The sequence below is a fragment of the Kitasatospora sp. NPDC004669 genome (assembly GCF_040609455.1).
In the GTDB taxonomy this organism is placed as follows: Bacteria; Actinomycetota; Actinomycetes; order Streptomycetales; family Streptomycetaceae; genus Kitasatospora.
The window spans coordinates 176,894-202,940 of sequence record NZ_JBEXKB010000007.1; the positions used below are offsets into that span (position 1 = coordinate 176,894).

Below are 26,047 nucleotides of genomic sequence, written 5' to 3' on the forward strand. Positions count from 1 at the left end.
GACAACCGGCCGCTGCCCGAAGCAGCCCCCGGCGCATGGCGCCCCGGGCAGAAGCCATCCACCCATTTTTGTGCGTCGGCGTACCGCTTACCGCTGCCGCATGCCCGAAAACAGTGAAGGCATCATGGTCAAGAAGCTGTCCAAGACCGCCGCTGCGGCTGCCGTCCTGTCCGCGGCCGTGATCGCGACGACCGGTCCGGCTCCGGCATCGGCCCTCTCCGCGCCGCTGAGCAACGCACGGATCGCCCTGCATTTCGACCACGCCAAGGGCCAGACGCCGGAGAACATCGCCCTGGCCCCCGACGGCAGTGCGTACGTCACCTTCGCCGAGGCCCGCCAGGTCGCCCGGATCTCTCCCAGGGGCACCATCCGCATCCTGGCCACCCTGCCGCTGCCCGCCGACGGCGGCATCCACACGCCGGTCCTGGGCTCCCCCCTGACCGTCGGCATCGTCCGCGCCCACGACGGCACCTTGTACTTCCTGTACGCGACCGGCACCGCCGACCTGACCGGCGTGTGGCGCCTGCGCCCCGGCGGCGTGCCGCAGCGCATCGCCGCGCTGCCCGCGACCGGCCTGCCCAACGGCCTGGCCCTGGATCCGCGGAGCGGGACCCTCTATGTCACCGACTCCGTCCTTGGCACCGTCTGGAGCGTGCCCACCAGCGGCGGTGCCCCCACCGCGTGGTCCACCGCCCCCGAACTGGCCTCCACCGGATTCCTCGGCGCCAATGGTTTGAAGATCCACGACGGGGCGGTATGGGCCACCAACCTCGACAAGGGCACCGTCCTGCGCATCCCCATCCTCCCCGGCGGATGCGCAGGATCGGTCCAGACCGAGGCCGCCGGTCTGTCGGGGATCGACGACTTCGCCTTCACCGGCCACGGCGACCAGATCCTGGCTGCTCTCAACGGTCCCAGCGAAGTCGCCCTCATCCAGGCCGACGGCACCCACTCCATCGTGCTGACCCCGGCCGACGGCCTCCAGAACCCCACCTCGATCGCCCTGCGCGGCGACACCGTCTACGTGATGAGCGCCGCCTACGTCACCGCCACGGACCCCAACCTGATCCTCGCCCACCTGAACGAATAACACCGTGCCAGCCCCCGGTCCCCCGAAGAATCCCGCACGTCAGGAGAACACCATGCAGAACATGCACGAGCTCAAACTCGGCGATGTCACCATCACCCGCATCGAGGAGATGCACGGTCCGATCATGCCCGCGGACCAGTTCTTCCCCGACCTGCCCGAGCATGCCTGGCAGGAACAGCGCGACATACTGGTGCCCGACCACCTGGGTGCCGACGACGCCATGGTCCATGTCGCGATGCAGACCTGGCTGCTGCGCAGCGAGGGCAGGACCATCCTCATCGACACCGGTGTCGGCAACGACAAGGCCCGCCCCGCCGTCGCCGGGTGGGACCACCTGCGGCTGGACTATCTCGGCAACCTCGCGCGCGCCGGTGTGCGGCCCGAGGATGTCGACCTGGTGGTCAACACCCACCTGCACGTCGACCACGTCGGTTGGAACACCCGCCTGATCGACGGCGCCTGGGTACCGACGTTCCCGAACGCCACCTACCTGATGCCCAAGGCCGACTTCGAGTTCTGGAACCCGGCGAACAACCCGGACATCGTCGGCGGCGTCAACGAGAACGTCTTCGAGGACAGCGTCGCGCCCGTGCACGCCGCGGGCCAGGTGCAGCTGTGGGAGGCAGGCCACGCCATCGACGGCAGCCTGCGTCTGGAAGCAGCCCCGGGCCACACGCCCGGATCCAGCGTCGTCAAGCTGACCTCCGGCAGCGACCGGGCCCTGTTCGCCGGCGACCTGATGCACACCCCCCTGCAGGTCATGCACCCCGACCACAACAGCTGCTTCTGCCAGGACCCGGCCCAGGCCCGCACAACCCGCCGCAGGCTGCTCGGCTGGGCCGCCGACGTCAACGCCCTCGTCCTGCCAGCCCACTTCTGCGGCCACAGCGCCCTCGAAGTCCAGGACCAGGGCAGCGGATTCGTGATCAAGAAGTGGGCGCCGATCACCCGGTACTGAGCCCGGCTCCATCCCGCCGCCGCTCCGGCCACCCTGGAGCGGCGGCATCCACATGAGCAACCAGCAGCCAGGAGATCCGAGATGGCACCCGCCGATCCCGCCAGCGTCACCACCACGTGCGGCCCGATCCGCGGTCGCCGCCACGGCCCCGGGACCGTCTTCCTCGACGTCCCCTACTCCGCGCCGCCCGTCGGACGCGGACGTTTCGCCGCGCCGAGCCCGCACGAACGGTGGACCGGGATCCGGGACGCGACGCGGCCGGGACCGACCGCGCCCCAGCCCACCCGGGACTCCTTCGGCACCCTCGACATGTCGCCCTACTTCGGCCCGGGCTGGCAGCGCGGCGACGACTACCTCACCGTGAACATCTGGGCTCCGCAACCGGACGGACCGACCCGGCCGGTCATGGTGTTCGTGCACGGCGGAGGGTTCGTCGCGGGCTCCAGCCGTGCACCGCTCTACGACGGAACGGCCTTCGCCCGCGACGGCGTCGTCCTGATCACCGTCAACTACCGCCTGGGCATCCCCGGCTTCCTGCACCTGCCCGACGCCCCGGACAACCGCGGAATGCTCGACGTCCTGGCCGCCCTGCGCTGGATCCGGGAGAACGTCGCCCGCTTCGGCGGCGACCCCGACAACGTCACGCTCTTCGGCCAGTCCGCCGGAGCCATCATCGTCGGCGGCGTCCTCGCCGACCCGGCCTCGGCCGGCCTCGTCCGCCGAGCGATCATCCAGAGCGGCACCGGTACCGGCGCCTTCACCCCCGACCAGGCCGGCATCGTCACCGCGGCGATTGAACGCGAGCTGGACCTCGAACCCACCGTCAAAGCCCTGGCCGACATCCCCGACGAGCGCCTCGTCGCCGTCACGGCCGGCCTGACCGGCCTGGACCTGCGCACCTCCACCCACCACGACCCGCTCGGCGGCATCACCTCCTTCAGCCTGGTCAGCGAGCACCAGCCGGCCACCGCGGTCGCCGCCGGCCGGGGAGGCGAGGTCGACTTGCTGATCGGCTCCAATCTCGACGAGGGCAGTCTCTACCTGGCCCCGTTGGGACTCCTGGCGAGCACCACCGATGCCGATGTCCGGGACACCGCGGCAAGGTTCCACCCCGACCCCGACGAAGCCATCCGTGCCTACCGGGCACAGCACCCGTCCGCCCCAGCCGCCGACCTGCGCACCGCCATCCTCGGTGACGGGCTCTTCACAGCCGGCACTCGGCAGATGGCCGCCGCACACGCGAGCGCCGCGGCCGGGCGGACGTACTGCTACGAATTCGTCTGGCGCTCCGACGCGATCGACGGGCGACTGGGCGCCAGCCATGTCATGGAGTTGCCGTTCGTGTTCGACCGCCTGTCCCTGCCATCGCTGCGCGGCCCACGAGGGCTCCTCGGCAACGCCGAACCGCCCGCCCCACTCGCCGCCCGGATCCACCGATCGTGGATACGGTTCGCCGAGACCGGCAATCCCGGCTGGCCCGTCCACGAACCGACTGAAGGCCACGTCCAGCACATCGGCGTCGCCTGACCGCCAAGCGCGAGCAATGGCGCCGCGCGTCGGCGTCGAGGTCACCTTCGCCGAGGCCCGCGACCTGCTCGGCGCCGGCCAGGCCCACAACCACGCCCGCCCGATGAGCTGATTGGCGGGCTTGGTCCTCGCCGTGGCCGTGTCTGGGCCGGGCCAGCGGTGGTGGTGCTGGTCGATGACGTAGTCGTGGCCGTGCAGCCAGCCGCCGGTGGCGGGGTCGGCGTCGGTGAGGTGGGGGTGGTCGGCGGGCAGCTCGGCGTGGACGTGGTCGAGTCGCGCCGGGTCGCGAGCGGGCCAGATGACGGTGGCGGCCGTGGTGGCGATCAGTGCGATGACGCCGAGGACTGCGGCGGTGACCGGGAGGCCGGCTCCTGCCGCGAGCCAGCCGGCGAGGGGGTAGGTGAGCAGCCAGCAGCTGTGGGAGTGGGAGAACTGGGCGGCGAAGGCGGCGGGCAGGTCGGCGTCGCTCGCGGAGCGGCGCACGACGCGGCCGGGGGGTCAGCCGGCGGTTGTGGCCGCCACCGAGTGGGCGACATCGCGATGGGCCTCGTGCTCGGCGAGCCGGCCGGTGAGGGCGGCGCGGACGTCTTCGTAGGTATCGGGGCCGAGTGGGAGGCGGAGGGGAGTTACGCCGGAGTCGACGAGGTCGAGCATCGCGTCCGCGATCTTCTCCGCGCTGTTGGGCACCGGGAAGTGCCCGCTCAGGAATGCCTGCCGGGTCTCGGCTGCGGGGGTGTTCTCGTACTCGGGCAGCGGCGGTGCGATGTCGAGCGAGCTGCCGAAGCGGGTGGGGGTCGCGCCGGGCTCGATGATGGTCAGGCTCACGCCGAGCGGAGCGATCTCGCGGGCGACGGTCTCGCAGAACCCCTCGATGCCCCACTTGGAGGCGTGGTAGTAGCCGAGGCTCGGATAGGTCGTCTGACCGCCAGCGGTGGACACCTGCAGGATGCGGCCCCGTCCCTGGGCGCGCAGGTGCGGGAGGGCGGCGCGGATGACATGGATCGAGCCGAGCAGGTTGGTGTCGATGACGCGCCGGATCTGCTCGTCGGATGCCTCCTCGGCGGAGGCGAGGAGGCCGTAGCCGGCATTGTTCGCGACGACGTCGATCGTGCCGAGGGCCTCGAACGCCTCGTTGACGACACGACGCGCTCGCTCGGTGTCGGTGACGTCGAGCTGGGCGGTCCAGAGCCGGTCGCCGTGCTCGGCGCGGAGGCCGTCGAGAGCCTCGGGCCGGCGGAGCGTGGCGGCGACACGGTTGCCACGAGCCAGGAGGTGTTCGGTGAGCAGTCGCCCGAAGCCTGCGGAGGTTCCGGTAATGAACCAGGTGGTGGGCATGGTGGTTCCTTCGCTGTGTCGTGCGCGTGGCTACGATTTCGAGTCGGCTTGAAGCCGCACGCAGGCCGGGTGGTCGGCCGCGGTATTGCTGATGCCGGCAGGTCGATATGACGGCCTGGGCCGGAGCCCGGGCATGAGTCGGCCGAGCTGCTCGCGCTGCCGTGAGGCAACTCGGCCGGACTCGGAGGCGCGTCGTCGTCAGCGGGTACCTGTCTCGGCGCGCGCGTAGAACGCGGCGAGCTCGTGGGGGTTCTTCGTGTAGACGTCGATCCTGCGCACCGTGCCGTCCTCGACGCGGTGGATCTCGACCATGGTCAGCGGGAACTCCTCACCGGTGGTGTGGGCCGTGAGCGTTCCGGTGAGTGTTCCGATGACGCCTGCCGGGCCCTCGAACACCTCGGCATCGGTGATGGTGATGTCGGCGTAGCCCAACATCGCGCCCAGGACCGACTGCACGAACGCCTCGCGGCCCCGGTGCACGCCGCCGTAGGGGAGTTGGTTCGGCTCGTCGACGATGACCTCGGGGTCGAGCCTGGCCAGGACACCAGGCACATCGCCCCTGCCCAATGCGTCGTACAGCCCCCGCACGACATCCGAAGGGCTCTCCGCCACCGTCTCGATCTGGCTGCTCATCACGTGTGCCCCTTCTGTTGGTCAGGTACTCGAGCCCTCATGTGGGACTCGGTACGCACCATGCAACGGCAGGCGGCCGTGACGGGGGAGTCTCTGCTGTGAGGGGTACTGGCAGGGTCCCCCACCCGCCGCCTCCGGCAGCGGGCGGTGCGGCCGACGGTGCGGCCGAGCGTGGCGCGGATCGTCGAGGGGATGCCGGGGCTGCCGGCCTACGTGATGAACAACCGCCTCGACACGCTGGCCGCCAACCCGCTGGGCAGGGCCCTGTATTCGGAGATGTTTGCCGACTCGGCCTGCGGGGCGAACGTCGCCCGGTTCGCGTTCTTCAGCCCCGCGGCCAGGCGGTTCTACGCCGACTGGGAGCACATGGCCCGTTTCGCCGTGGGCGCGCTGCGCATCGAGGCGGGGAGAAGCCCGTACGACCGGGAGTTGTCGAGCCTGATCGGTGAACTGTCGACCAGGAGCGACGCGTTCCGCGTGATGTGGGGATCCCGCGACGTGTATGTCTTCCGCGAGAGCACGAAACGCCTCAATCATCCGCTCGTCGGCGACCTGGAACTCGATCAGGAGACCATGAGCCTGCCGGACGAAAGCGGCCTGAGCGTGGTCGTCTACAGCGCGTCTCCCGGAACCGCCGCCGAGGACGGCCTGAAGCTGCTCGGCGGCTGGTCCGCCACGACCGGGCAGGAGCAGGACGTGCCTCTCACGGATCGGCTGCCATGAGGCGGTATCAGGCGTCATGCGGGGTGGACGAGTAGGCCCTGAAGCTGGACGGTGCCCAGCTCCACCACCTCAAGCCGCGTTGCCTGGCACTGGCAGGGGCAGGCACAAGCCGCTGCCCGTGTCCATACTCAAGTCCATGAAGAGCAAGTCGCACTTGGGATGGTTCCTGAGGACGCGTCGGGCGCAACTGCAGCCGTCGGACGTCGGGTTGCCGGAGTTCGACGAGCGGCGGCGGGTGCCGGGCCTTCGACGGGACGAACTCGCCCAGTTGGCCGGGGTGAGTGAGTCGTACTACACGCGGCTGGAGCAGGGGCTGTCGCGGGGCGCGTCGACGGAGGTACTGGATGCACTCGCCAGGGCACTGCGCCTGGACGAGACCGAACACCGTCACCTGCACGACCTCGCCGGCGCAGGGCGCAAAGGCGGCAACGACCGAACCCGCAAGCCGCCGGCACCAGAGCGCATCACCGAGACGACCCGGCAGCTGATCGACGCCTTCGGGGACACCCCGGTCATTGTGCTCGGGCGCCGCAGCGACGTACTGGCGTGGAACCGCACCGGGCACGCGCTCTTCGCCGGACACCTCGATCCGAGGAGCCCGGAGCACCCGGCCGAGCGTCCGAACACCGCGCGGCTGGTCTTCCGGGACGCCCACACCCGCGAGCTGTACGAGGACTGGCCGAAGAAGGCCAGGGACGCGGTGGGCAGACTGCGCCTCGCCGTCGGCCGGTACCCCGACGATCCGCTGCTCGCCGCGTTGATCGGTGAACTGGTCATGCACAGCCCGGAGTTCACCGAGCTGTGGTCCGAGCACCGGGTCCGCGCCTGGGACACCGCGGCCTACCGGATGCGGCATCCGCTCGTCGGACCGATGGATGTCACCCAGCAGGCCATGCCGGTCCCGAACGAGCGGGGACAGCGACTCGTCGCGGTCACCGCCGCGGCGGGTTCGGCCTCGCAGGCCGCGCTGACCCTGCTCGCCCAGGCCACTACCCCGGACGGACGCACTCGTCCGGCAACCGACAACCCGTCCACCCTTTCCGCATACCTGTGAATGGAGACACCATGTCCACGCTCTACACCACCGAGGCGATCTCGACCGGCGACGGCCGCAACGGAGAGGTCCGCACCGCCGACGGGGTGCTCGACGAACTCCTCGCGGTCCCCAAGGAGATGGGCGGCCCCGGCGGCGACCGGACCAACCCCGAGCAGCTCTTCGCCGCCGGCTACGCCGCCTGCTTCCACAACGGGATGCGCCTGATAGCGGGTCAGCAGAAGGTGAAGCTGGGCGAGTCGACCGTCAGGTCCACGGTGAGCCTGATCACCCTCGACAACGGAGGCTTCTCGCTGAAGGTCGCCCTGTCGGCGCACCTGCCCGGCCTGGACCAGGCCACCGCCGACCAGCTCGTGGAGGCCACCCACCAGGTCTGCCCGTACTCCAACGCCACCCGAGGGAACATCGAGGTCACCCTCGAAGCGACCGTCTGAACCGCGGGCTGAACACCTCGCGGGAGACCGGCGGGCTACCCGCGAGGAGGCAGTCCGCTGGAGGGCACTCACCGACTGCACGAAAAGGTCCGCACGCCCCTCATGGCCGGGGGGCACGGCTGAGAGCGGAGAAGCCCGATTGCCTGCCGATGAAGCGAAAGCGGTTCAATTCTCCTGGCTGGCGATCTTCTACCCCTGGCACAGCCCGCGCACAATTCGAGCTTTGTGAACCCGCCGGATCCGCCTCGTTCTCGACCCGCGCCGGAAGTTGAACGCCGCGTTCCACGGGCAACGCCGGTGCTGCCACGCATATCCCCGGACCTGGAAGCGGCTCCCTGTCTCACCCTGCTCGATTCCGACCGAAAAGCAACAGGAGTGTTGAAAAGCATGAATAGGCCAGGGTTGATCAGAAGAAAACGTTTTGGGAGTGGTCTCCTCATTGCGCTCTTCCTCTCACTGGCGCTGACGGTGACCGGTACCGCCCTGCCGAACGTGAGCCAACAGGCCGCCGCCGCGGTGGATACCACCGGCTGCTCCATGCAGGCCACGTCCTTCGACGAGAAGCCGCTCGACCGCAACGGCGCCGGGGTCCGCGTGGGCTGCGCGAAGGACTCCGGGGCCCTTCGCTCACTGGCCGGCAGCGACAACGACGTTGTGGCGACCATCGACTTCGCCCTCACGGACCACCCTGATCAGCTGCAGCAGAAGATGCAGGAAGTGGTCGACACCACCCACGCAGATCAGGCCCATGGGCTTTCTCTGGCCCAGTCCTTCGTTCAGCGGGCCGAGCAGGTCGATGTGGGGATCTACCCGCTGAAGACCGACGACAGCATTGACTACGACGGAACCATACGATTCGTCGGCCACAGCCTCGTGATCGTGGTGCCGTCGCACGAGATCGGCACTGCGGACTGGGCGCACTGGTGGTCAGGCTTCTGGAAGAAGTTCGTCACCGGCCTCTCCGTCGTCCTGATAGCAACGGTCGTCGGAGCGGCGTGCCTGGCCTTCTTCAACGTGGGAGCTCCTGCCGCCGCACCGGTCTGCGGAGCCGTGGCCGGGGGATTTTCAGCGGGCATCGGCGAATTGATCAGCGCTTCCCTCGACAAGAAGCCGATCGACGCGGAAGCCTGGGGGGCCGCGCTGGGCAGCGCGATCTGGGGTGCGGTCGCGGGAGGGTTCGGCGGAGCGCTCGTGCAATTCGCCTCCGCCCAGTCTGCCAGCGTGATAGCCAACGTCCAGACCACGCTGCGACGCTGGGCGACGACGTACAAGTTCTGGGAGACCCCGCTCACGTACATGGCCAATCTTTTCAGCAACGCCATGTCCGCCGGCTTGGTCTCACGGCTCCAAGCACTCCAGCGGGGCGTGGGCGGTCAAGGGGGCGGCTCCCTTCCGAGCGGGACGCTCAAGGTCATGGTGGTGGGCGATTCGATGAGCCAGGGTCGCGAGGGCGACTGGACCTGGCGCTATCGCTTGTGCCAGTGGTTCCTCAACCAGGGTGTCTCCGTCGACTTCGTCGGCCCCTACAAGGGCACCCGGGAGCCCGACGCCCCGACGCCCCCCACCCCGCCCCTTCTGCAGGGGGAAGTTTCCGCCTCGTCGGGCGAAGTCCGCGCCAGCGGCTCGTACGCCGAGGGGCAGTTGCCTTTCAACAGCAACCACTTCTCGGTCTGGGGCCGACAGGCGGCCCAGGACAAGAACCTGATAAAGGATCAGGTGCAGCAGTACCAGCCCGACCTTCTCCTGGTCGGGCTCGGGTTCAACGACATGGGCTGGTTCGTCAGCGACTCCGCGGGGACCCTCGACAGCATGCACGCGCTGGTCAACGAGGCCCGCGCCGCCAAACCCGACATCAACATCGCCCTGGCCAACGTTCCCCAGCGCACCCACATCGGCGGCCGCGACGACCTGCCCGTCAAGACCGCCGCGTACAACGACATGCTGAAGGCCGCGATCCCGTCGTGGAGCACCGCCACGTCCCCCGTGAAGCTGGTCGACTGGGCCGGCAACTACAGCTGCGGGGTTGACAGCTGCCCGGCCGGCTACGACGGTCTGCACCCCAACGCACTGGGCGAGTACCAGATCGCCCAGGCCTACGAGCGCACCCTGCACGACGGCTGGGGCATCGGATCCTTCGTGCCCGATGTCCCCGCGAACGTCCCGGCCCGACGGACCCCCGTGCCCAGCAACGTCAAAGCCGAGGCCAACCCGTCCGGGATCACGGTGACCTGGGACAAGGTCTACGGCGCCCGCGGCTACACCGTCCGGTCCAGGGTCGTGGGCTTCGCCTGGACCGAGTCCACGCCGCCGGCGAACCGCATCGACACCTCGTTCACCGCCGACGGCTGGCAGTGGGAATACCAGGTCCGCACCCTCAACGCCACTGACGGGGAGTCCGACTGGTCTCCGATCGTCACCGCGGTCGCGCACCCGCGAACCGCCCCACCGCCCGGCGGAATCGTCGCCCACGCCACCGCCACCGGCCTCGACGCCACGTGGAGCGCGGCGACAGGCCCCTACACCGACACGATCGACCGCTACCAGATCATCATCTGGGACAGGGACACCCCCGGCGCATACATCGAGGGCACCGCGGTCAAGGGGCTGTCGGTGCACATCGACGGGCTGGTGCGCAGCCACCGCTACCAAGTCTGGCTGGTGACCTGGAACGCCGTCGGCCAAGGCTTCCCAGGATACGGCGGGACCGTCACCATCGGCGCCTGAACACCCCCGGCACCGACCGGCCTCCAGGTCACCTCCACCGACGGCACCACCGTCAAGCTCACCTGGAACGCCTCAAACGGGGCAGCCGGACACCGGATCTGGGTCCGCAACATCAACGACGGCAGCGTGTCCACGGCGGACGAGCACTCGTCAACCATGGACACCAGCACCGGGGCCGCCTACCTGTTCCCCGGCGTGTGGAACTACGAGTTCTGCGTCACCGCGATCAACGGAGCGGCCGAATCCGGCAAATCCAACTGCGCGGTCGCACCAAAACCTCCAGGCTCCTGACCACCACACCCTGACTGACCCGACCCACCGACGATCAGAGCCCCGGAACCCCTACCCTTGGGCGCCGGGGCTCTGCCCGTCGGGATCCCCGGCGCCCCGGCGCCGCCTCGGGCCGCCGCCGGTGATCCTGACCGCGATCGCCGGCGCGATGTTTGGAACAACGATGGGTGCGGATCCTGGCTCATCCGAGACGGCCAAGATCCTCGAAGGCAGCGCCGAGCGCCTACTGTCCGCCGACATCCCCGACTTCGGCGACGCCCAGCCCTGAGCCCCCGCCCGTGAGAACAAGGACACCGGGCCCGAGGCCCACACGACGGCGAAAGCTTGTCGGGCTACTCGTGCCTGGTGAACATGTCGATCAAGCCATGGGGTGCGTTGTCGTCGGAACAGCAGAGGCGGAAGATGTCGGCGGCCTCGGTGGCGGCCGCGGCGCTGCGGGGGAACAGGGCCCGCTCGTACTCACTCAGCGCGGCCTCGACGTCATCGGGGTGTGAGGCGATGGCCTTGCCGAGTTCGGCGCCGTCGTACATGGCCAGGTTGGCGCCTTCGCCGGACGGGGGCATGAGGTGGGCGGCGTCGCCGAGCAGGGTCACGCCCGGCACGCGCTCCCATCGATGCCTGAGGGGCAGGGTGTGGATGGGGCGCAGGACCGGTGTGGTCTCACCGTCGGTGATCAGCGCCGTGAGCTCCGGTGCCCAGCCGTCGAACTCCTCCGTGATCCGCGCGGTGGCCGCGGCGGAATCGGTGAAATCGATAGCGGCGAACCAGTCCTGCGGCTTGTTGAGCGTGACGTAGGTGTGGAGGGTCCGCCGCTCTCCCGGTGAGCCGAGATCCCCTTCCCCGGCGCGAGCGCGAACAGCGCCCCGCCGCCGACCGCTTTCGCGCTGGCGAGGTGCCGGGTGTCGCCGTCGAACAGGTAGGTCTCGACGAAGGACGTGCCGACGTACTCGGGTTCGGCGTCGGAGAGCAGCGGCCGGACCTGTGACCACGCGCCGTCCGCGCCGACCAGCAGGCTCGTGACGACGGTGGTGCCGTCGGCGAAGGTCACCTCGTGCCGGCTGTCGCCGAGCGTACGGACACTGCTGACCTTGTGGCCCCACCGGACGGTGCCGACGGGGAGTGAGTCGAGCAGGAGCCGCCGCAGCTCACCGCGTTGCACCTCGGGGCGTCCATCCGTGCCGTCGTCGGGTTCGTCGAGCAGAACGGTCCCATCCGGGGCGAGGACCCGCGTCGCCTCGCGGCCCTCCAGGACGAGGCCGCGGAACTCGTCGAGCAGGCCGGCCGCCTGGAGGGCCGGTTGGCCGTTGTGGTCGTGGATGTCGAGCATGCCGCCCTGCGTGCGCGCAGTTAGGGAGGGCTCCGCCTCGTAGACCGTGGCCGGGATTCCGTGGACGTGCAGGACGCGGGCGAGGGTCAGGCCGCCGAGGCCGGCGCGATGATCGTGATGTCAGTGGTCATGGTGCCCACCGTCTGACCCCCGTTCGCGCGGCGGTCGCACTTCCGGACAAGGACAGCTGACAGCCCCGCCCGTTTCCGACGTACCTGAAAAGGAGAGAACCCACCATACGCATGAGTACCTTCGTCGCCGGCCAGGAGGCATACGGCGACCTGTCTCCCATTACCACCGCGACCCACCGGCCGGTGGCGTCATGCGCGTTCTGGCTCGTAAGTTTCCTCGACGGCCGCGGTCCGGGTGCGACGGCGGCCCAGCAGGGCGCTTCCCGCAATCACCAGTCCGACGGCGGCGACCTTGGCGGCCTGGTAGTAGCCGGTCGCGAGATTCTCTGGGGTGCCGGGCAGCCGGAAGAAGACCCACGCTGCTACGAGCCCCCCAAAGACGATCAGTGCGACAGCGCCCACTGTCCCGAGCTCCATCCACCAGGGCCCCAGCCCGTAACCCTGCTCGTCGGTCTGCTCAACGTCCTTGTCGCTCACGGTCTGTTCTCCTGTGCGAGTGGTAGGCGGTCGCGAGGGAAGACGCGGGACTGGTACAGGCGGTTCACCGCGCCGAACGTTCCCTTCTGAAGGGCCGACGTCCCGCCGGTCGGCAAAGTACTCACACTCGCCCGCCATCTTCGAGCGGGGATGGGACGACTCCCGCCGGGGTCGTGCCGGCAGGACAAGCATCAGCAGTGCCACCAGCGGGACCGCTACGTCCGCGCAGCCCTCACCTGGTTCTTCGGTATCGACCTCACTCGGGCGTGAGGGCCACGAACCCACGCACCCTCAGCAGAAGGACGCCCCTACACCAGCGGGTTCACCACGCCAATGCCGAACCCGCTGGTTTTCACCCACCCGTGGCGCTGCGCCCCCGACGACTGGCGGTCGGCCTCACCGCGCACCTGCCCGGCCTGGACCAGGCCACGGCCGACCAGCTCATGCGGGACACGCACCGGGTCTGCCCGTACTCGAACTCCACCCGCGGCAACATCGAGGTGACCCTTCTCCCGGACCCGTGGTGCTCGAGCCTTTATCGGGAGGCTGGCGGCTTCGGCCAGCCGGTGTCATCTGCGGCAGCGTTGAGGATGTCTCCGAGGCGGAGCCAGGCGTTGGGGCCGGAGTGGCTGATCGGGCTTTCGGTGAGTCGGCGCCAGGCCTGGCGGTCGTCGCCGAGCACGTCGGCCACGAGAGCGAGCACGGTGGGGTGTGTGCGGCCGTTGTGGCTTCCCCGTGATTTGAGCGCTGTCCAGGCGGGCAGCGCGAGGATGGTCTCGCTGCGGCAGCCGGGCAGGGCAAGGATGTGCTGCGCCCAGGCTTCCCGGTTGGCGGGGTTGCCGCCGAGCCTGCGGCGCAGCTCATGGGTGAGGGTGTGTACGGCCTGCTGCGGGTTCGAGTGGCGCGCGAGGACATCGGTGAAGGACGGGTCGTGCTGGTAGCTGCTGCGCCAGGCGAAGGACAGCAGGGCCTTCTCCACGATCTGGTCGTCGCCGGTGTGCCGGTCCAGGTACTCATCGAGGACCTCCGGGGTGACGCCGGACAGGCTCCGGGGCGTCACCTGCGCGGGATCGCCGAGGGCTGCGCGCCGGGTGGCGGGTGCTTGTGGGAGGGGATCGGCGACGATCCGGCTGATCGCGTCAAGCAGTCCGGTGAACTGCCGGTGGTCCTCCTGAGCCCGGTAGTCGTAGGATCGGGGACGAGCTTGGCCTCGTCGGGCGTCGCGGATCATGATCTGCACCGTCTTCCTGACGGCAGGTGTCACCTCGGGCAGGTGAATCAACATGGCATGCACCCAGCGGAGGTCGGCCGCCTTGCTGATCCCATAGGAGTCCTTCGGCTGCCAGGTCTGGAGCGCCTTGACGGCGGTTTCGGCGAAGCGCAGCCCCAGATCGGCAAGTTCCTCTGCCGGCATCAGCCAGGTGTAGGGGTCGCCGTACGAGGGCTTGGCCTCGGCGGGGTTGAGCACGAGGCGCCATGGCCCGTCCGCTGCGTGGCGTACCCAGAAGGTTGCGGTGTCGGTGCCCCACTTGGCTTCGAGGACGTCGTCCTCCAGGTACAGGTCGACCTCCCGCCGGCCGCTGTCGTCGAGATCGGCGAGCTCGGCGGCGAAGTGCTGTCGGGTCTCTTCCTTCGACCCCCCGTCAAGGAGGAAGCGGCAGACCCGCGTGACGAGCATGGCCGCGCCGAACCGGGAGAGATCGTCCAGCGCGATCCGACGGAGCAGCCCCGGTTCGACCATCCATGGCAGGCTGCCGAGCAGTTGGTCCCGGATGACGTGGTTCGCCGCTGTGCCGACGGCCGTCTCCACAAGCCGGACGTGGTGGTCGGGGTGTCGCTCCAGCACGATCTTCCACATTCGCTCCCACGCGCTGAATGTGGCCTTGGTTTGGTCGGACCAGCTGTCGTAGTCCTCGCCCTCAAGACGCGTACGGTCCGGTGCATCGGGCAGGAGGGCGACGGCCGCGTCGAACACGTCGTCGTGGAGGCGCTCCGTCCGCAGGACCAGCTGAGCGGGCGTCGGCTCCTTGATCAGGTCGGGTGTCATGCGGCAGCGCTGCGGTACCCGCCTGCACAGCTCCGCGGCGACGGCGCCGGTCAACACCGCCGGCCGGCCGGCGGTGCCGAGAGTACCGAGCAGACTGTCAGGGCAGCGCAGCAGGGCTTCGGTCCGCATACTCTCGCCGCAATCGGGGTGAGCGAGGGCGAGCGCCACGAGCTCGGCCGTTGTCCCGAGCAGATACTCGGACTCCGCTGCCTGCCGCAGCCCGTTCGTGACTGCGGTCTCCAGCAGCCAGGCGGGGGCCTTCTCCTGGTACGGCTTCCTGAGAAGCGCTTCGAGGAGTTGTCCGTACTGCCGGCCGTGGGCCTCAGCCATGCCGTGTACCTGTTCAGCGGTCACTGTTGCCGCAGCGGACTCGGGCTCGGCGTCGGCCGCGACGGCGAGCAGGAACTCCATAGGCAGTCGGGGGCCGTCGGTGGCCATGGCGTGCCTCCCTCCCCGGAGATGAGTTGTCACTCCCATCCTGCTCCATGGCTCCGACACCCGAGGCCGCAGGGCCAGGGCGGACGAACCGAAAGCGTAAATCGGTGCTACCGATTGGTGCAGGGCAGCCCGCTCGCCGGTCGCGCGCTCGGTGGTCTGGCCGGCGGCCGACCGGAGATTCCGTACCCGCCGATCATGCCGCCAGGACGGCGGCGTGCGCCGGTCGGCCCCGCGTTCGCGGGGGTTGCTCAGACCCTCCGATGTGGCGCCCTGGTGCTGGTCCTCAACAGCGGTACCGTCCCGGGCTGGGCGGCACAGGACCTGCTTGGCCTCCTCCAACTGGACACCGACGAGGAAGAACCCGAGGGCATGAACGCCGGTGGACTGGAAGCGTCTGATCAATAACCGAGCACGAAGGCCCGAGGAGAGAAGTACCGGCCCGATCACGCCGCCTTCTCGAAGCCGTGATCGACAGGGGAACCCGCCTGGCCAACGACCTCGGCGTCCGCTCGGTCGAGAGCGGCGGCCAGGGCGACGACGGCGTCGTCTGCGGAGTCCTTGAGGAGGTGGCCGTACAGGTTGACAGTGATGGCGAGGGCGGAGTGACGCAGGGTCTTGGACACGACAGCCAGAGGGATACCGGCAGCGATCATGATGCTGGCGGCGGTGTGGCGCAGGTCGTGCAGGCCGATTTTCGGCAGGTTGAATTCGGCGGTCCGCTTGCGGAGCTGGTCGAGGACCCATTGCGGGCGCAGAGGTTCGCAGTCGGGGCGGGCGAAGACCAGGCCTTCGAGGCGGCCGTCGGGGTGAGCGGCCATCTGGAGGGCCGCCTGGCGGTGGAGGGCGGCCACGACTCTGGGGGAGAGGCTGATCCATGCGCGGCTTGACTCGGTCTTGGGTTCACCGAGGTGGATCTTCCCGTTATTCACGGCGGTCAGGGTCCAGCGGACATAGAGCTGGCGGTCCATGAGGTGCACGTCCGACCAGTGCAGGGCGAGGACTTCACCTCGACGCATGCCGGTGCCGAGCATGACCTCGAACAGGTCGGTCAGCCGGTCGGCGTAGTGCTCCGCGTTGTGCCGCAGGAAGGCTGCGGCCTCATCGGGGGTCCAGCAGACGCGTACGGCGGCGCGGGGCTTGGCGGGTACGGAGTGCTTGGCTGGGTTGTAGCGCAGCCGCCACGTCCGCACCGCATGGTTCAGCGCGTTGCGCAGCATCGCGACCGCGTGGTGAACCGTGGTGCGCCCGCGGCCGGCGGCGAGCTCACCCAGGCATCGATGTGCTTGGGCCGCAAGTCGACCAGCAGCATGCCGCCGAACGCCGGGACAAGGTCACGCTCGATGCACGCCCGGTAACCCGCCCAGGTGTTCGGGGCCAGCGCCGGCCGCCTCGACTCCAGCCACTCGTACAGGAACAGCCCGACGCGCAGCGTGCGGTCCTCGTACACGCCCCGGTACTCGGCATCCAGCACCCGCGCCATCTCTCGGGCCGCCTCCGCCCGGCTCGCGAACCCGCCCCGTCGCCGAGTACGGCGCTTGCCGTCCTCCCGGGCCAGGTCCACCGCGTACGTCCATCGGCCATGCGCGGGGTCGGCGGCCAACCGCGGACACCATGAACCCAACTGCTTCCCGCTGTTGCCGTCCTTGCACCCGCACCGCCGGTACACCCTGCCCCGCTTGGGACGCTGCGCCATGGGCTCCTCCTTGAATCAAGTGGTGATGGCGTGTTCAGAGTTGCGGGTGTGGTGGGTGTGGCGGCAGAGCGCGCGGGGCGGGGCGTGGAGCACGGCGAGATCGACTGGCCGGGACACGCGCTGGCGACACGCCGCGAGGGTGATCACGGGGCACGTTCGGTGGGTAGGCAGCTTGATCGCGCAACGTCGGCCGGCACGGGCTCGCTGCTCGGAAGAGTGGCCGCGGACGGGGAGAAGGCTGTCTGCCGGTCGGCCGTGGGTTGTTGGGCTCGTACAACCCGGAGCACGCGCGGTGCGGTGGCGGCGAGCCTAGGATCGGTCTTCGGAATGCGCCACGGCGAGCACCGATAATTTCCGTGAGCCCGTATGGAATGGGGGATGCCGGGATTTATGATGGTTATTCTCTGGCTGACCTTCGGCCGGGTCGGATTGATTTCTCTCGGCGGTGACGGACTCTCTGTCCAGTGACTTTCTGGGCGATCCGCGGGAATCGCTGGATTTGCGGTCGGAGTGGCGCTACCCTGGAGACATGAACGCTACTCGGACCCTCCGTCAAGCCCCTGACCTGGGGACCAGCTGGGGACCACACGTCATGCGCGCTGCCGCACGAGGTGCGCGAAACGCGTTCATCTGCACGCGCACGACGTGTGTGCGAGCGCATTTCAGGCAGGAAAAGGGGAACCCTTCCTGACTGGGGGTCAAGGGGTCGCAGGTTCAAATCCTGTCGTTCCGACTGTGAAGTCGATTGTGAGAGCGAGTACTTGGGAAACCAGGTATCCGCTCTCACTCGTTTCCGGAGGGCGCGTGGTCGCAGGGTGGTCGCGCCCGGCGCTCTGACCTGGAGGTTTGCGGGTGGGGTGGGCGCGAGGTGATCGCGCAGCATGATGGTTCGTCAGTTGATCTCGCGGGGAAGGTCCGCGTGGTCGAGTGCGTCGGCGAGGGCGGTGACGGCTTCGCGGGCGGCCTGGGGGAGCAGGTGACCGTAGATGTTGACGGTGGTGGCCAGGGTGGAGTGCCGCAGGGTCTTGGAGACGACGGCGAGTGGCACCTGAGAGCTGATCATGATGGTGGCGGCGGTGTGCCGCAAGTCGTGAAGGCCGATCTTGGGCAGGCCGATCTCGGCCGAGCGCCGGCGCAGAGTGTGCAGGAGGCGCTCGGGGTTGACGGGTTTGCCGTCGGGGCGGGTGAAGACCATGCCCTGGAGGCGGGGTTGGTCGGGGTGGGCGCTGCGATGGCGGGCGGCTTGGCGGCGTAGCGCGGCTGCGACGCGCGGGGAGAGGCTGACCCAGTTGCGACTGGCGCGGGTCTTGGGTGCCTGCAGGCGCAGGCGGGCATTGTTCACCGAGGCCAGGGTCCAGCGTACGAACAGGACGCGTCGCTGGAAGTGGATGTCGGGCCAGTGCAGGCCCAGGACCTCGCCGCGACGCATGCCGGTGCCGGGGATGACCTCGAAGATGTCGGCGTAGACGTCGTTGTAGGTCTCGACGTTGTGGTGCAGGAAGGCGGAGGCCTGCTGTGGTGTCCAGCACAGGCGCTCGGGTGCGGCGGGTCGCTTCAGTGCGGCGTTGCGGGCGGGGTTGCGGGCCAGCAGGTCGGCGCTGACGGCGGCGTTCATGGCGCTGGAGAGGATGGCGCAGCAGCGGTGGACGGTGGGGCGTCCTCGGCCGGCGGCCAGTTGCCGGCGGGACCAGGTGGTGACGTGCCGGTCGCGCAGGCCGGTCAGGGGGAGTGGGCCGAAGGCCGGTATGAGGTCGTGGTGGACGTGTCGGTGGTAGCCGGCGTACGTGGTGGCCTTGAGGACCTCCCGTTTGGAGAGCAGCCACTCCCTCAGGTAGTCGGCGACGGTCAGGGTCTCGTCCGTCGCGATGCCGGTGCGCTCGGACAGCAGGAAGTTCTGCAGGGCGGTGAGGGCGGCGTTCTGGTCGGGGAAGCCGCCGCGGCGCCGGGTCTCACGCTTGCCGGAGGTGGAGGGAAGGTCCACAGCGTAGGCCCAGCTGCCATGGTCTGGTTGGGTGTTCAGTTTCGGACAACGGGCTCCGTACTGGCGGCCGTCGGTGTCGCGGCAGCCGCAGCGACGGTAGACGCGTCCGCGCTGAGGATCGGTCAGGTTCACGGGAATCGACTCCTTGTGTGATCGGGCTGAGCCCAGCTTCACGGCGGAGCGGCCTGGCGCGGCAGGGGGCGGATCATGGCGCGGGGGAGGCGAACCGGGCGACCACCTGGGCCTGTGAACTGCGGCGATCCCCTTGGAAAGTGGACAAGGGGCGGTAGCGCCCATTCTGCGGTGATTATCGAAGGTGCGGGGAGTCGGATCCCGGGGCGGCGAAGAATGACGGCGACGGGCCGGAATGCGGGGGCCTGAAGCCCTATTTTCATCTGCCCTGAGGCAGTACGGCCGGAGAGGCCCGAAGCGGCGGCTGGAGTTGTCGAGTGCTGCACGCCACAGTTCGGAATGAGACCGCCGACTGTCACCGACGGTGACTTCGGGACCGGGGGTTCTCCGCCGAGGTGGGGATACCAGGCCTGTAGCGGCCCGCTGAGGAGGTGCTGCCTGTGTCCGTCCTGGGGGGAAGCAGGCTACGAGCGCTGTCGGGGCCGGGCAACGGCCCTTGGCCGGCCGGGCGGTGAGCGACGTATGAGGCCAGGGTGGACAGGGGTGGACAAAGGGGCTCGAGCGCTGCACGTCCTGCGGGTAGACCCAGTGGCGGAGGGCTTTACACCAGCCGGTCGCGGCTGTGCGCGGCGATGGTGCGGACGGTCGTGGCGAACTGCGCGCGGCTGCGGTGTTGGTGCCGTTCGGCTGCCTCCTCGTCGTCCTGTTCCTCGTCCTCGTCGTCGAGTCCGGCGTACTCGTCGTGGAGGAGCCAGCAGCCGTGCGACGCCGCCGGGTGCCCGGCCCGCGCCGGGAGGAGGTCGCCGAACTCGTTGGCCTCAGCGCCGACTACTACGTGCGCCCGGGGCAGGGACGGGCCGACCGTCCCTCGGACGAGGTGCTCGACGCCCTCAGCCGGGCGCTGCGGCTGGGTCCCGCCGAGCGCGCGCACCTGTACGACCTGGCCCGACCGCGCCGCCCGTCCACTGCACTCGGCCCGCTCCGGGGCGAGGCCGTGCACGCCAGGCTACGGCGGGTGGTCGAGGCCATCCCGACGACGCCAGCCGTGATCATGAACGAGCGCAATGACGTGCCGGCCTGGAACCCGCTTGCCGCCGCCGTCATCGCCGATTTCCCCCAACCTCCCGCCCCGGGAGCGGAACATGGCCCGCCAGTTCCTGGACTCGGCCGCGCCCGACGTCCACCTCGACTGGGAGCTGGCCGCCCGCAACACGGCGGGAATGCTCCGGATGGCGGCCGGGCGGCATCCCCACGACCCGGAGCTCGTCCGCCTCATCGGCGAACTGTCTCTGGGCAGCACGACCTTCCGCAAGCTCTGGGCCGGCCACCACGTCCATGAGAAGAGAGCTTCCACCATCCCGTGATCGGCGACCTGACCCTCCACTACGAGACCTTCCGGGCCCCCGGCCCAGCACGCCACTTGCTCGTGATCTACACCGCTCCGCTGGGAAGCCCCAGCGAGGAGGCGCTGAACTTCCTAGGCATCCTCGCGGCGGAGGAACGCGAAGCAGCTCAGAAGCCGAGGTAGTGCCGGGTAAACCGCGATCGCGTCTGGGCGTGGAACGTACAATCGCCGGACGAGTAGGAAGTCGCGCTGGTAGGCAGGATGGGCACCCCTGCGCACATCAGGCGTGTGTCTCCCGTCGCCATCGAGTCGCAGCGCTCCGTGATCGCGTCTTGGTTCTCCCCGTCCTGGGCCGCAGTGCTTCCCGGGGGCGAGTTCGCGGCACTTCCGGGCCGGTCTGCGGCGGGCGGAGGGTGTGGTGGCGTGGTCGGCTAGAGTCCCGATCATGTCTGACGGTATGCCATACGGCGGTCCGGGCGTCGAACCCGTCACGGTGGACGAACGGTTGACCGACCCCGGGTTCCTGGTGGGCGCCGCTGCGGAAGAGGTCGGTGGACTGTTGGATCGTGCGTCGGGTTCCCGCGCACTGTCGGCGGCTGCGGTGTACCGGGCCTCGGCGCACCTGCACAGCGATGCCACCGCGGACGTGCGCCGGCAGCTGCTGGCCCTGGATGCCGCCCGCTTCGGCGACCGGGACCTGTCCGCGCGGATCATCGCAACACCGGTGGCAGGGGCGCCCGCGGCGCGGTGGCGGGTGGATTGGGCCACCGGCTCCCAGATCGACCACCGGTCCGGACGCGCGATGACCGGCCACGCCGACTCGGTGCGGTCGGTGGCGACGGCGGTGGTGGACGGCTGTACCCTCGCCGTCACCAGTGGCGACGACGGGACCGTGCGGGTGTGGGACATGGTCACCGGCGAGCAGGTCGGCGAACCCCTCATCGGGCCCGGCAGTCGGGTGCGCGCGGTGGCGACGGCGGTGGTGGACGGCCGCACCCTCGCGGTCAGCGGCGGTGACGACGGAACGGTGCGGCGGTGGGACCTGGCCGCCGGGCAGCAGGTTGGCGACGCGCTCATGGGGTACGGGGAGGGGCTGCTTGCGGTGACGACGACGGTGGTCGACGGCCGCCCCCTCGTGCTCGGCTCCACCACCTATCGGGTGTGGGTGTGGGATCTGGTCACGGGTGAGCAGGTCGGCGAGCCCTGGTGGACGGAGCGCGACGACGGGAACGGGTGGGTGTGGTCGATGACGACGGCGGTGCTGGACGGCCGTCCTGTCGCCGTCACCGGCAGCGACGACGGGACCGTGCGGGTGTGGGACGTGGCCACCGGCGAGCAGGTCGGCGAGCTCCTCTTCGGGGCCGAGCTGGACGGGTGCGAGTTGGGGGAGTCGGGGGTGGCGACGGCGGTGGTGGACGGCCGCACCCTCGCGGTCAGCAGCGGCGACGACTGGGCGGTGCGCGTGTGGGACGTGGGCGCCGGTGAGCGGGTCGGCGAGCCGCTCACCGGCCACGGCGCCAGGGTCTGGGCGGGGGCGGCCATGGTGATGGACGGCCGAACGCTGGCAGTCACCGGCAGTGAGGACGGGACGGTGCGACTGTGGGACCTGGCGGTGCGTGAGCAGGTCGGTTCGCCGTTGGTGTTCCCGTCGCCGGTACGCGCGTTGGCGGTGGCGCCGGGCGGGCAGCTGGTGGTGGGCTTCGGCTCGGAGGTCGCGGCGCTGTCCTGGCGATGACCGGTTTCGGGTGTGGGACAGACCTCTCGACTTTCGACGTTCTGACAGGTCTGGGTGATCACGCCGCCGTGTCGAGGCTGGATGCTGTCCCGCCAGCTGGACTCCCAGTCATGGGATCAGGTGCGCGTCAACCCCGCGCCGCTGAGTATCCCGGTCATCGTGCACCTGTCAGTTTGCGCGGCCGGATGACGCCCCATCACCCACCCGGGCAACCACCACGACGATCAACAAAAGCCGTCGGACGTCGAGCTCAAGGGCCCCGCCGACACACCGGCGCACCGGCCGCCGCGGGGGCGGTTCGGTGCGCCGTGGCCCGGGTGGGTTAGCGCCGCAGGCCGCGGACGCCGTGGGGGGTGCCGAGGCCGGTGGGTCCGTCGTAGCCGGGGAGCGCGGTGCAGAGGTAGGAGCCGCCGCAGGAGCCGTTGGAACCGGTGACGATGTCGTTGAACGCGCGGGGGCGGGCGTAGGGGTAGGAGGCGGCGAAGTCGTTGACGCCGGGGGTGCCCGCCACCGCGTACATGCCGGAGATCAGCGGCGCGGAGACGCTGGTGCCGCCGATCACGTGCCAGCCGGCCCCGTCGGTGGGGTCGGTGAAGTAGACCGCGACGCCGGTTCCGGGGTCGGCGACAGCGGAGATGTCGGCGATGGTGCGGTTGGCGCAGCCGGGGTCGTGCTGCCAGGACGGTTTCGGGTCGTAGAGTGAGCAGCCGGAGCCGGAGCCGACCCAGGCGCTCTCGGACCAGCCCGGGCGGCGGGTGAACGACAGCAGAGGGCGCCGCTCCCGGTGGAGGCTGGTGCCGCCGGCGGCGGTGACGTACTGGGAGGCTGCGGGCCAGGTCGGGTTGGGGTAGCCGTTGTCACCGCTGCTGGCCACGAAGGCGATGCCGCGGTGGTTGAAGAACGCGTCGATGATGGTCTGGTTGGCGAATTCCGGTGCGCCGAAGCTCATCGAGATGAACGTGGCGCCCTGTTGGAAGGCCTGGCCGACCGCGTGGATCTCGTTGCGGAGCAGGTCGTCGTCGGCTTCGACCAGCAGGAGGTGGCAGCCCGGGCAGGTGGCGCTGACGGAGGCGAGGTCGGTGGCGGTCTCCGCCACCCAGCCGGGGTCGGTGGTCGGGGGCGGGGTGGTGCCGCCGTTCTGGTTGATCTTGCGGAAGCAGCCGTTGGCGGTGGTGCACGGCGGCAGGTGGAACTGCTCCCGGTAGACGGCGAGGTCGCTCTCGGCGGTGCGGTCGTCAAACGCCACCACGATGGCGACCGTCCGGTCCCCGCCGCCGTTGCGGGGCAGGTCGTAGGCGGACTGGAGGTCGCGCGGTCCGAAGCCGGGCGGCTCGGCTCCCGGGTGCAGGCCTCGCAGCCGGGGCAGGTCGGTGCGGATCAGCGCGAAGCAGGGGCCCCGCAGGTCGGCCGGCACGGCGGCCGTCTCGCCGGACGGGGCGGTGATCGTCACGGTCGGCGCGCCTGGCGCCGAGGGCGGGGCCGGCGCACAGGCGCGTTCGGCCGTCACGGCAGCCGGGTCGGACGGCTGCACGCCGCCGCCGGCCGGGGTCAGGGCCTGCGCGGGCGCGGCGATGCCCGCCAGGGCCAGCAGCAGGGGAAGGACGAGCAGGGAACGCATCAGTGGGGTGGGCCTCATGGGACTCCTCAGTTCCGCCGGCCGGGGCGCGAAACCCGTCGAGGCGTCACCCGACCTGAGCCGAATTCCGGTTGGACTCGCGGCCCCACACAGGCAGACCGCTCGATGTGGTCGCCATCATCACCGCCGACGGTCCACGGCACGCCGACGGCCGACACCGCATTACATCGGACACCGCAGCGCGGTCACCCCGACGGCGCAACCGCTCCCGCACCCGCCCGGTTCCGCCAGCCGGCCACCGGCGCCCACGGGCGCACCCACGCCACCGGCCCACCGGTAGATCGGTCCATCACGAGAGCCCTCGACGTTCGACGGTTCGTTGATCGTCGTGGTGGTCGCTCGGCCGGGTGATGGGTCGTCATCTGGCCGAGCGGGCCGAAGACAGCGGAGAAGCATCGGCGGTGCTTGCGTCGCCTGCCGTGAGGGGACCCGCCGATGCTTCCGGATCCGCCCGTACCCGCCTCCCTGCTCGCCGGGTTGGAGTTCGTGCGGGGCTGCTTCACCGCGCCGACGTTCCGCACCTTCACCGCCCTGGCCACCGGGCTGATCGCGAGGACCGGCAGGCGCATGGTGACCGCGATACTCACCGGCGCCCGGGTACTCGCCGAGATCGGCGACGACCGATCCCGCTTCGCCGACGCCAGGTCCCTGAAGGCATACGCAGGCGCAGCTCCTATCACCAGGGCCTCCGGCAAGACAGTCAGCGTCCAGGCCCGCCGGGTCAAGAACCAGCGCTTGGCCTCCGCCGGCTACTTGTGGGCCTTCTCCGCCCTGACCGCCTCACCGGGCGCCAAGGCCCACTACGACCGACGCCGCGACGACGGCGATCACCGCACCGCAGCTCAGCGCAACCTCTTCAACCGGATGATCGGCTGCCTTCACCACTGCCTCACCAACCACACCCGCTACGACGAGAGCACCGCCTTCCCCGGCACTGCGATGCGCCTGAACACAGCCACCGCTTGACAGATCAACTGCATCGGATGTCTTCTTCTCCCGCGCACCCTGGAAGCCGGACCTCCTGGGCATCGCCCTGTCCCACCTGATCGTGCGCCGCCTGCTGCCCAAAGACGCGGCGCTGACCGTCGCAGTGGACGACGCGCTGTTCAAGCGGCGCTGGAAGAAGGTCTTCGGAGCGGCCTGGCAGCACGACGGCGCGGCCAAGGGTACCCGGCCCATCGGGCGCGGCACCTGCTTCGTCGTCGTCGGCATCGTGGTCCAACTCCCCTTCCTAGCCCGGCCGGTGTGCCTGCCCGTCATGGCCCGGCTGTGGCGCCCCAAGCAAGAGCAGTCCAAGGTCGACCTCGCCGCCGCCATGCTCTGTCTCCTGGCCGCGTGCCACCACGATCGGCGCATCCACGTCGTCGCGGACGCCGCCTACCACGGGCGGGCCCTGCGTACCCTGCCCGCCACCTGCACCTTCACCACCCACTTGCCCGCCTCCGCGATCCTTTACGACCTCGCCCCGCCGCGCACCGGCAAGCGCGGTCGGCCTGCGCTCAAGGGCGCCCGCCGGGGCACCGCGAAGGACCTGGCCGCCACGCTCGCCTTCACACCCTTCGAGGTCACGCGCTACCAGCGCACCGAGACCGTGTTCCTGGCCAAGCTCACCTGCCTGTGGTACGGCTCGTTCCACACCCGCACCGTGCGGGTCGTGCTCCTGTGCGACGAGGACACCGACACCGGCTACGACCTGGCGCTGGTCACCACCGACCTGACCACCCCCGCGGCCGACCTGATCACCCGGTATGCGTGGCGCTGGTCAATCGAGGTCACCTTCGCCGAGACCCGCGACCTCCTCGGCGCCGGCCAGGCTCAAAGCCGCACCCGCCACGCGGTCGAGCGCACCGTCCCGTTCAGCCTGTACTGCTACACCATCACCGTCGCCTGGTACGCGCTGCACGGCCACCACCCCGCCGACACCGCCGACCACCGCGAACGCGCCCCTGGTACACCACGAAGACCGACCCGTCCGCCTCCGACATGGTCGCCAAGCTTCGCCGGGTGATCATCGCCGCCCGTTTTCTGCCCACCCGCCCGGACCGGCCCACCGATCAGGAAATCCGCGCCGTCCAGCAGGCCTGGGCCGCAGCCAGCGCCGCGTGATCACCCAGACCTGCCAGAACGTCGAAAGTCGAGAGACCTGCTTACCTCGGTTTCCCACTCCTTGCGCGCTGGCCTGCGACGAGTTGCCACAGAGGAACGGCCTGGCCACTTCTCGGTGGACCCTGCCGGGGATGACTAGTAGGGCTTGGTCAGGTCTGTTTTCGTGTGGGTATGTCTCGATGACAGGTGGGGCAGGCACCGGCCCAGGTCGCCAGAAGGATCTGGAGCTC

17 protein-coding genes and 7 pseudogenes are annotated in these 26,047 nt (G+C 69.9%); 15 read left to right on the forward strand and 9 right to left on the reverse strand.

Translation table 11 applies throughout. The features are described 5' to 3' along the window. Nucleotides 1-124 precede the first annotated feature (124 nt). From ABZW30_RS08875 to ABZW30_RS08885, 3 genes are all read left to right on the forward strand, one after another. Nucleotides 125-1,090: a hypothetical protein gene (locus ABZW30_RS08875; protein WP_355670362.1), complete on the forward strand. Its 966-nt coding sequence runs from the start codon at nucleotides 125-127 to the stop codon at nucleotides 1,088-1,090. Between the two features lie 61 nt (nucleotides 1,091-1,151). Next, on the forward strand, nucleotides 1,152-2,048 hold the full coding sequence (locus ABZW30_RS08880; protein ID WP_355670363.1) for an MBL fold metallo-hydrolase: 897 nt from the start codon (nucleotides 1,152-1,154) through the stop codon (nucleotides 2,046-2,048). 81 nt (nucleotides 2,049-2,129) lie between these two features. Beyond that, complete coding sequence (locus ABZW30_RS08885; RefSeq protein WP_355670336.1) at nucleotides 2,130-3,575, forward strand: carboxylesterase family protein; 1,446 nt, start codon at nucleotides 2,130-2,132, stop codon at nucleotides 3,573-3,575. A gap of 498 nt (nucleotides 3,576-4,073) precedes the next feature. On the opposite strand, the gene ABZW30_RS08890 is transcribed toward ABZW30_RS08885, so the two are convergent. Together ABZW30_RS08890 and ABZW30_RS08895 are read right to left on the reverse strand one after the other, a co-directional pair. Continuing rightward, nucleotides 4,074-4,910, reverse strand: coding sequence for an SDR family oxidoreductase (locus tag ABZW30_RS08890; protein ID WP_355670337.1), 837 nt, complete (start codon nucleotides 4,908-4,910; stop codon nucleotides 4,074-4,076). Nucleotides 4,911-5,108: 198 nt separating this feature from the next. Beyond that, complete coding sequence (locus ABZW30_RS08895; protein ID WP_355670338.1) at nucleotides 5,109-5,543, reverse strand: nuclear transport factor 2 family protein; 435 nt, start codon at nucleotides 5,541-5,543, stop codon at nucleotides 5,109-5,111. 171 nt (nucleotides 5,544-5,714) lie between these two features. Between ABZW30_RS08895 and ABZW30_RS08900 the strand changes: the two genes are divergently transcribed. The 5 genes and pseudogenes from ABZW30_RS08900 to ABZW30_RS08920 form a co-directional block, all read left to right on the forward strand. Continuing rightward, nucleotides 5,715-6,266, forward strand: coding sequence for a hypothetical protein (locus ABZW30_RS08900; RefSeq protein ID WP_355670339.1), 552 nt, complete (start codon nucleotides 5,715-5,717; stop codon nucleotides 6,264-6,266). Between the two features lie 136 nt (nucleotides 6,267-6,402). After that, nucleotides 6,403-7,320 carry a helix-turn-helix transcriptional regulator gene (locus tag ABZW30_RS08905; protein WP_355670340.1) on the forward strand — a complete coding sequence of 306 codons (918 nt, stop codon included), beginning with the start codon at nucleotides 6,403-6,405 and terminating at the stop codon, nucleotides 7,318-7,320. A gap of 11 nt (nucleotides 7,321-7,331) precedes the next feature. Next, nucleotides 7,332-7,754: an organic hydroperoxide resistance protein gene (locus tag ABZW30_RS08910; RefSeq protein ID WP_355670341.1), complete on the forward strand. Its 423-nt coding sequence runs from the start codon at nucleotides 7,332-7,334 to the stop codon at nucleotides 7,752-7,754. A 375-nt stretch (nucleotides 7,755-8,129) separates the two neighbouring features. Continuing rightward, on the forward strand, nucleotides 8,130-10,478 hold the full coding sequence (locus ABZW30_RS08915) for a GDSL-type esterase/lipase family protein (protein ID WP_355670342.1): 2,349 nt from the start codon (nucleotides 8,130-8,132) through the stop codon (nucleotides 10,476-10,478). A gap of 18 nt (nucleotides 10,479-10,496) precedes the next feature. Continuing rightward, nucleotides 10,497-10,769 (forward strand): annotated as a pseudogene (locus ABZW30_RS08920) (fibronectin type III domain-containing protein); the annotation flags it as partial. 332 nt (nucleotides 10,770-11,101) lie between these two features. On the opposite strand, the pseudogene ABZW30_RS08925 reads toward ABZW30_RS08920, so the two are convergent. Both ABZW30_RS08925 and ABZW30_RS08930 read right to left on the reverse strand, forming a co-directional pair. Then, nucleotides 11,102-12,227: pseudogene (locus tag ABZW30_RS08925) on the reverse strand (NAD(P)/FAD-dependent oxidoreductase). Between the two features lie 189 nt (nucleotides 12,228-12,416). Beyond that, a complete protein-coding gene (locus ABZW30_RS08930; protein WP_355670343.1) occupies nucleotides 12,417-12,704 on the reverse strand; it encodes a hypothetical protein in 288 nt (95 codons plus the stop codon). 383 nt (nucleotides 12,705-13,087) lie between these two features. Between ABZW30_RS08930 and ABZW30_RS08935 the strand changes: the two are divergent. After that, nucleotides 13,088-13,213 (forward strand): annotated as a pseudogene (locus tag ABZW30_RS08935) (organic hydroperoxide resistance protein); the annotation flags it as partial. 26 nt (nucleotides 13,214-13,239) lie between these two features. Here ABZW30_RS08935 and ABZW30_RS08940 read toward each other — a convergent pair. Next, nucleotides 13,240-15,189 (reverse strand): hypothetical protein, encoded by a 1,950-nt coding sequence (locus ABZW30_RS08940; protein ID WP_355670344.1) that lies wholly within the window; start codon nucleotides 15,187-15,189, stop codon nucleotides 13,240-13,242. A 114-nt stretch (nucleotides 15,190-15,303) separates the two neighbouring features. Between ABZW30_RS08940 and ABZW30_RS08945 the strand changes: the two genes are divergently transcribed. After that, nucleotides 15,304-15,594: a hypothetical protein gene (locus tag ABZW30_RS08945; RefSeq protein WP_355670345.1), complete on the forward strand. Its 291-nt coding sequence runs from the start codon at nucleotides 15,304-15,306 to the stop codon at nucleotides 15,592-15,594. Nucleotides 15,595-15,632: 38 nt separating this feature from the next. On the opposite strand, the gene ABZW30_RS08950 is transcribed toward ABZW30_RS08945, so the two are convergent. The 3 genes from ABZW30_RS08950 to ABZW30_RS08960 form a co-directional block, all read right to left on the reverse strand. Beyond that, entirely contained in the window at nucleotides 15,633-16,406 is a 774-nt protein-coding gene (locus ABZW30_RS08950; RefSeq protein WP_355670346.1) for a site-specific integrase, read from the reverse strand. Further along, nucleotides 16,388-16,789 (reverse strand): N-terminal phage integrase SAM-like domain-containing protein, encoded by a 402-nt coding sequence (locus ABZW30_RS08955; RefSeq protein ID WP_355670347.1) that lies wholly within the window; start codon nucleotides 16,787-16,789, stop codon nucleotides 16,388-16,390. Before ABZW30_RS08955 ends, ABZW30_RS08950 begins: the two co-directional genes overlap by 19 nt. A 985-nt stretch (nucleotides 16,790-17,774) precedes the next feature. Further along, nucleotides 17,775-18,995, reverse strand: coding sequence for a tyrosine-type recombinase/integrase (locus tag ABZW30_RS08960; protein ID WP_355670348.1), 1,221 nt, complete (start codon nucleotides 18,993-18,995; stop codon nucleotides 17,775-17,777). 775 nt (nucleotides 18,996-19,770) lie between these two features. Here ABZW30_RS08960 and ABZW30_RS08965 point away from each other — a divergent pair. The 3 genes and pseudogenes from ABZW30_RS08965 to ABZW30_RS08975 form a co-directional block, all read left to right on the forward strand. Continuing rightward, a pseudogene (locus ABZW30_RS08965) lies at nucleotides 19,771-20,052 on the forward strand (helix-turn-helix transcriptional regulator); the annotation flags it as partial. A gap of 85 nt (nucleotides 20,053-20,137) precedes the next feature. Beyond that, nucleotides 20,138-20,523: pseudogene (locus ABZW30_RS08970) on the forward strand (hypothetical protein). Between the two features lie 262 nt (nucleotides 20,524-20,785). Then, nucleotides 20,786-22,075 carry a hypothetical protein gene (locus ABZW30_RS08975; protein WP_355670349.1) on the forward strand — a complete coding sequence of 430 codons (1,290 nt, stop codon included), beginning with the start codon at nucleotides 20,786-20,788 and terminating at the stop codon, nucleotides 22,073-22,075. Nucleotides 22,076-22,397: 322 nt separating this feature from the next. On the opposite strand, the gene ABZW30_RS08980 is transcribed toward ABZW30_RS08975, so the two are convergent. Further along, nucleotides 22,398-23,711 carry a S53 family peptidase gene (locus ABZW30_RS08980; protein WP_355670350.1) on the reverse strand — a complete coding sequence of 438 codons (1,314 nt, stop codon included), beginning with the start codon at nucleotides 23,709-23,711 and terminating at the stop codon, nucleotides 22,398-22,400. Between the two features lie 582 nt (nucleotides 23,712-24,293). On the opposite strand from ABZW30_RS08980, the pseudogene ABZW30_RS08985 reads away from it, so the two are divergent. Next, nucleotides 24,294-24,677 (forward strand): annotated as a pseudogene (locus ABZW30_RS08985) (transposase); the annotation flags it as partial. Nucleotides 24,678-24,711: 34 nt separating this feature from the next. Further along, nucleotides 24,712-25,719, forward strand: a pseudogene (locus ABZW30_RS08990) (transposase); the annotation flags it as partial. Nucleotides 25,720-26,047: the final 328 nt, after the last annotated feature.

Excerpts from the sequence above, each read along its gene's own strand:
- ABZW30_RS08875 (WP_355670362.1), top strand. The coding sequence starts at position 125 with ATGGTCAAGAAGCTGTCCAAGACCGCCGCTGCGGCTGCCGTCCTGTCC.
- ABZW30_RS08880 (WP_355670363.1), top strand. The coding sequence starts at position 1,152 with ATGCACGAGCTCAAACTCGGCGATGTCACCATCACCCGCATCGAGGAG.
- ABZW30_RS08885 (WP_355670336.1), top strand. The coding sequence starts at position 2,130 with ATGGCACCCGCCGATCCCGCCAGCGTCACCACCACGTGCGGCCCGATC.
- ABZW30_RS08890 (WP_355670337.1), bottom strand. The coding sequence starts at position 4,910 with ATGCCCACCACCTGGTTCATTACCGGAACCTCCGCAGGCTTCGGGCGA.
- ABZW30_RS08895 (WP_355670338.1), bottom strand. The coding sequence starts at position 5,543 with ATGAGCAGCCAGATCGAGACGGTGGCGGAGAGCCCTTCGGATGTCGTG.
- ABZW30_RS08905 (WP_355670340.1), top strand. The coding sequence starts at position 6,403 with ATGAAGAGCAAGTCGCACTTGGGATGGTTCCTGAGGACGCGTCGGGCG.
- ABZW30_RS08910 (WP_355670341.1), top strand. The coding sequence starts at position 7,332 with ATGTCCACGCTCTACACCACCGAGGCGATCTCGACCGGCGACGGCCGC.
- ABZW30_RS08940 (WP_355670344.1), bottom strand. The coding sequence starts at position 15,189 with ATGGCCACCGACGGCCCCCGACTGCCTATGGAGTTCCTGCTCGCCGTC.
- ABZW30_RS08950 (WP_355670346.1), bottom strand. The coding sequence starts at position 16,406 with ATGCTGCGCAACGCGCTGAACCATGCGGTGCGGACGTGGCGGCTGCGC.
- ABZW30_RS08975 (WP_355670349.1), top strand. The coding sequence starts at position 20,786 with ATGTCTGACGGTATGCCATACGGCGGTCCGGGCGTCGAACCCGTCACG.
- ABZW30_RS08980 (WP_355670350.1), bottom strand. The coding sequence starts at position 23,711 with ATGAGGCCCACCCCACTGATGCGTTCCCTGCTCGTCCTTCCCCTGCTG.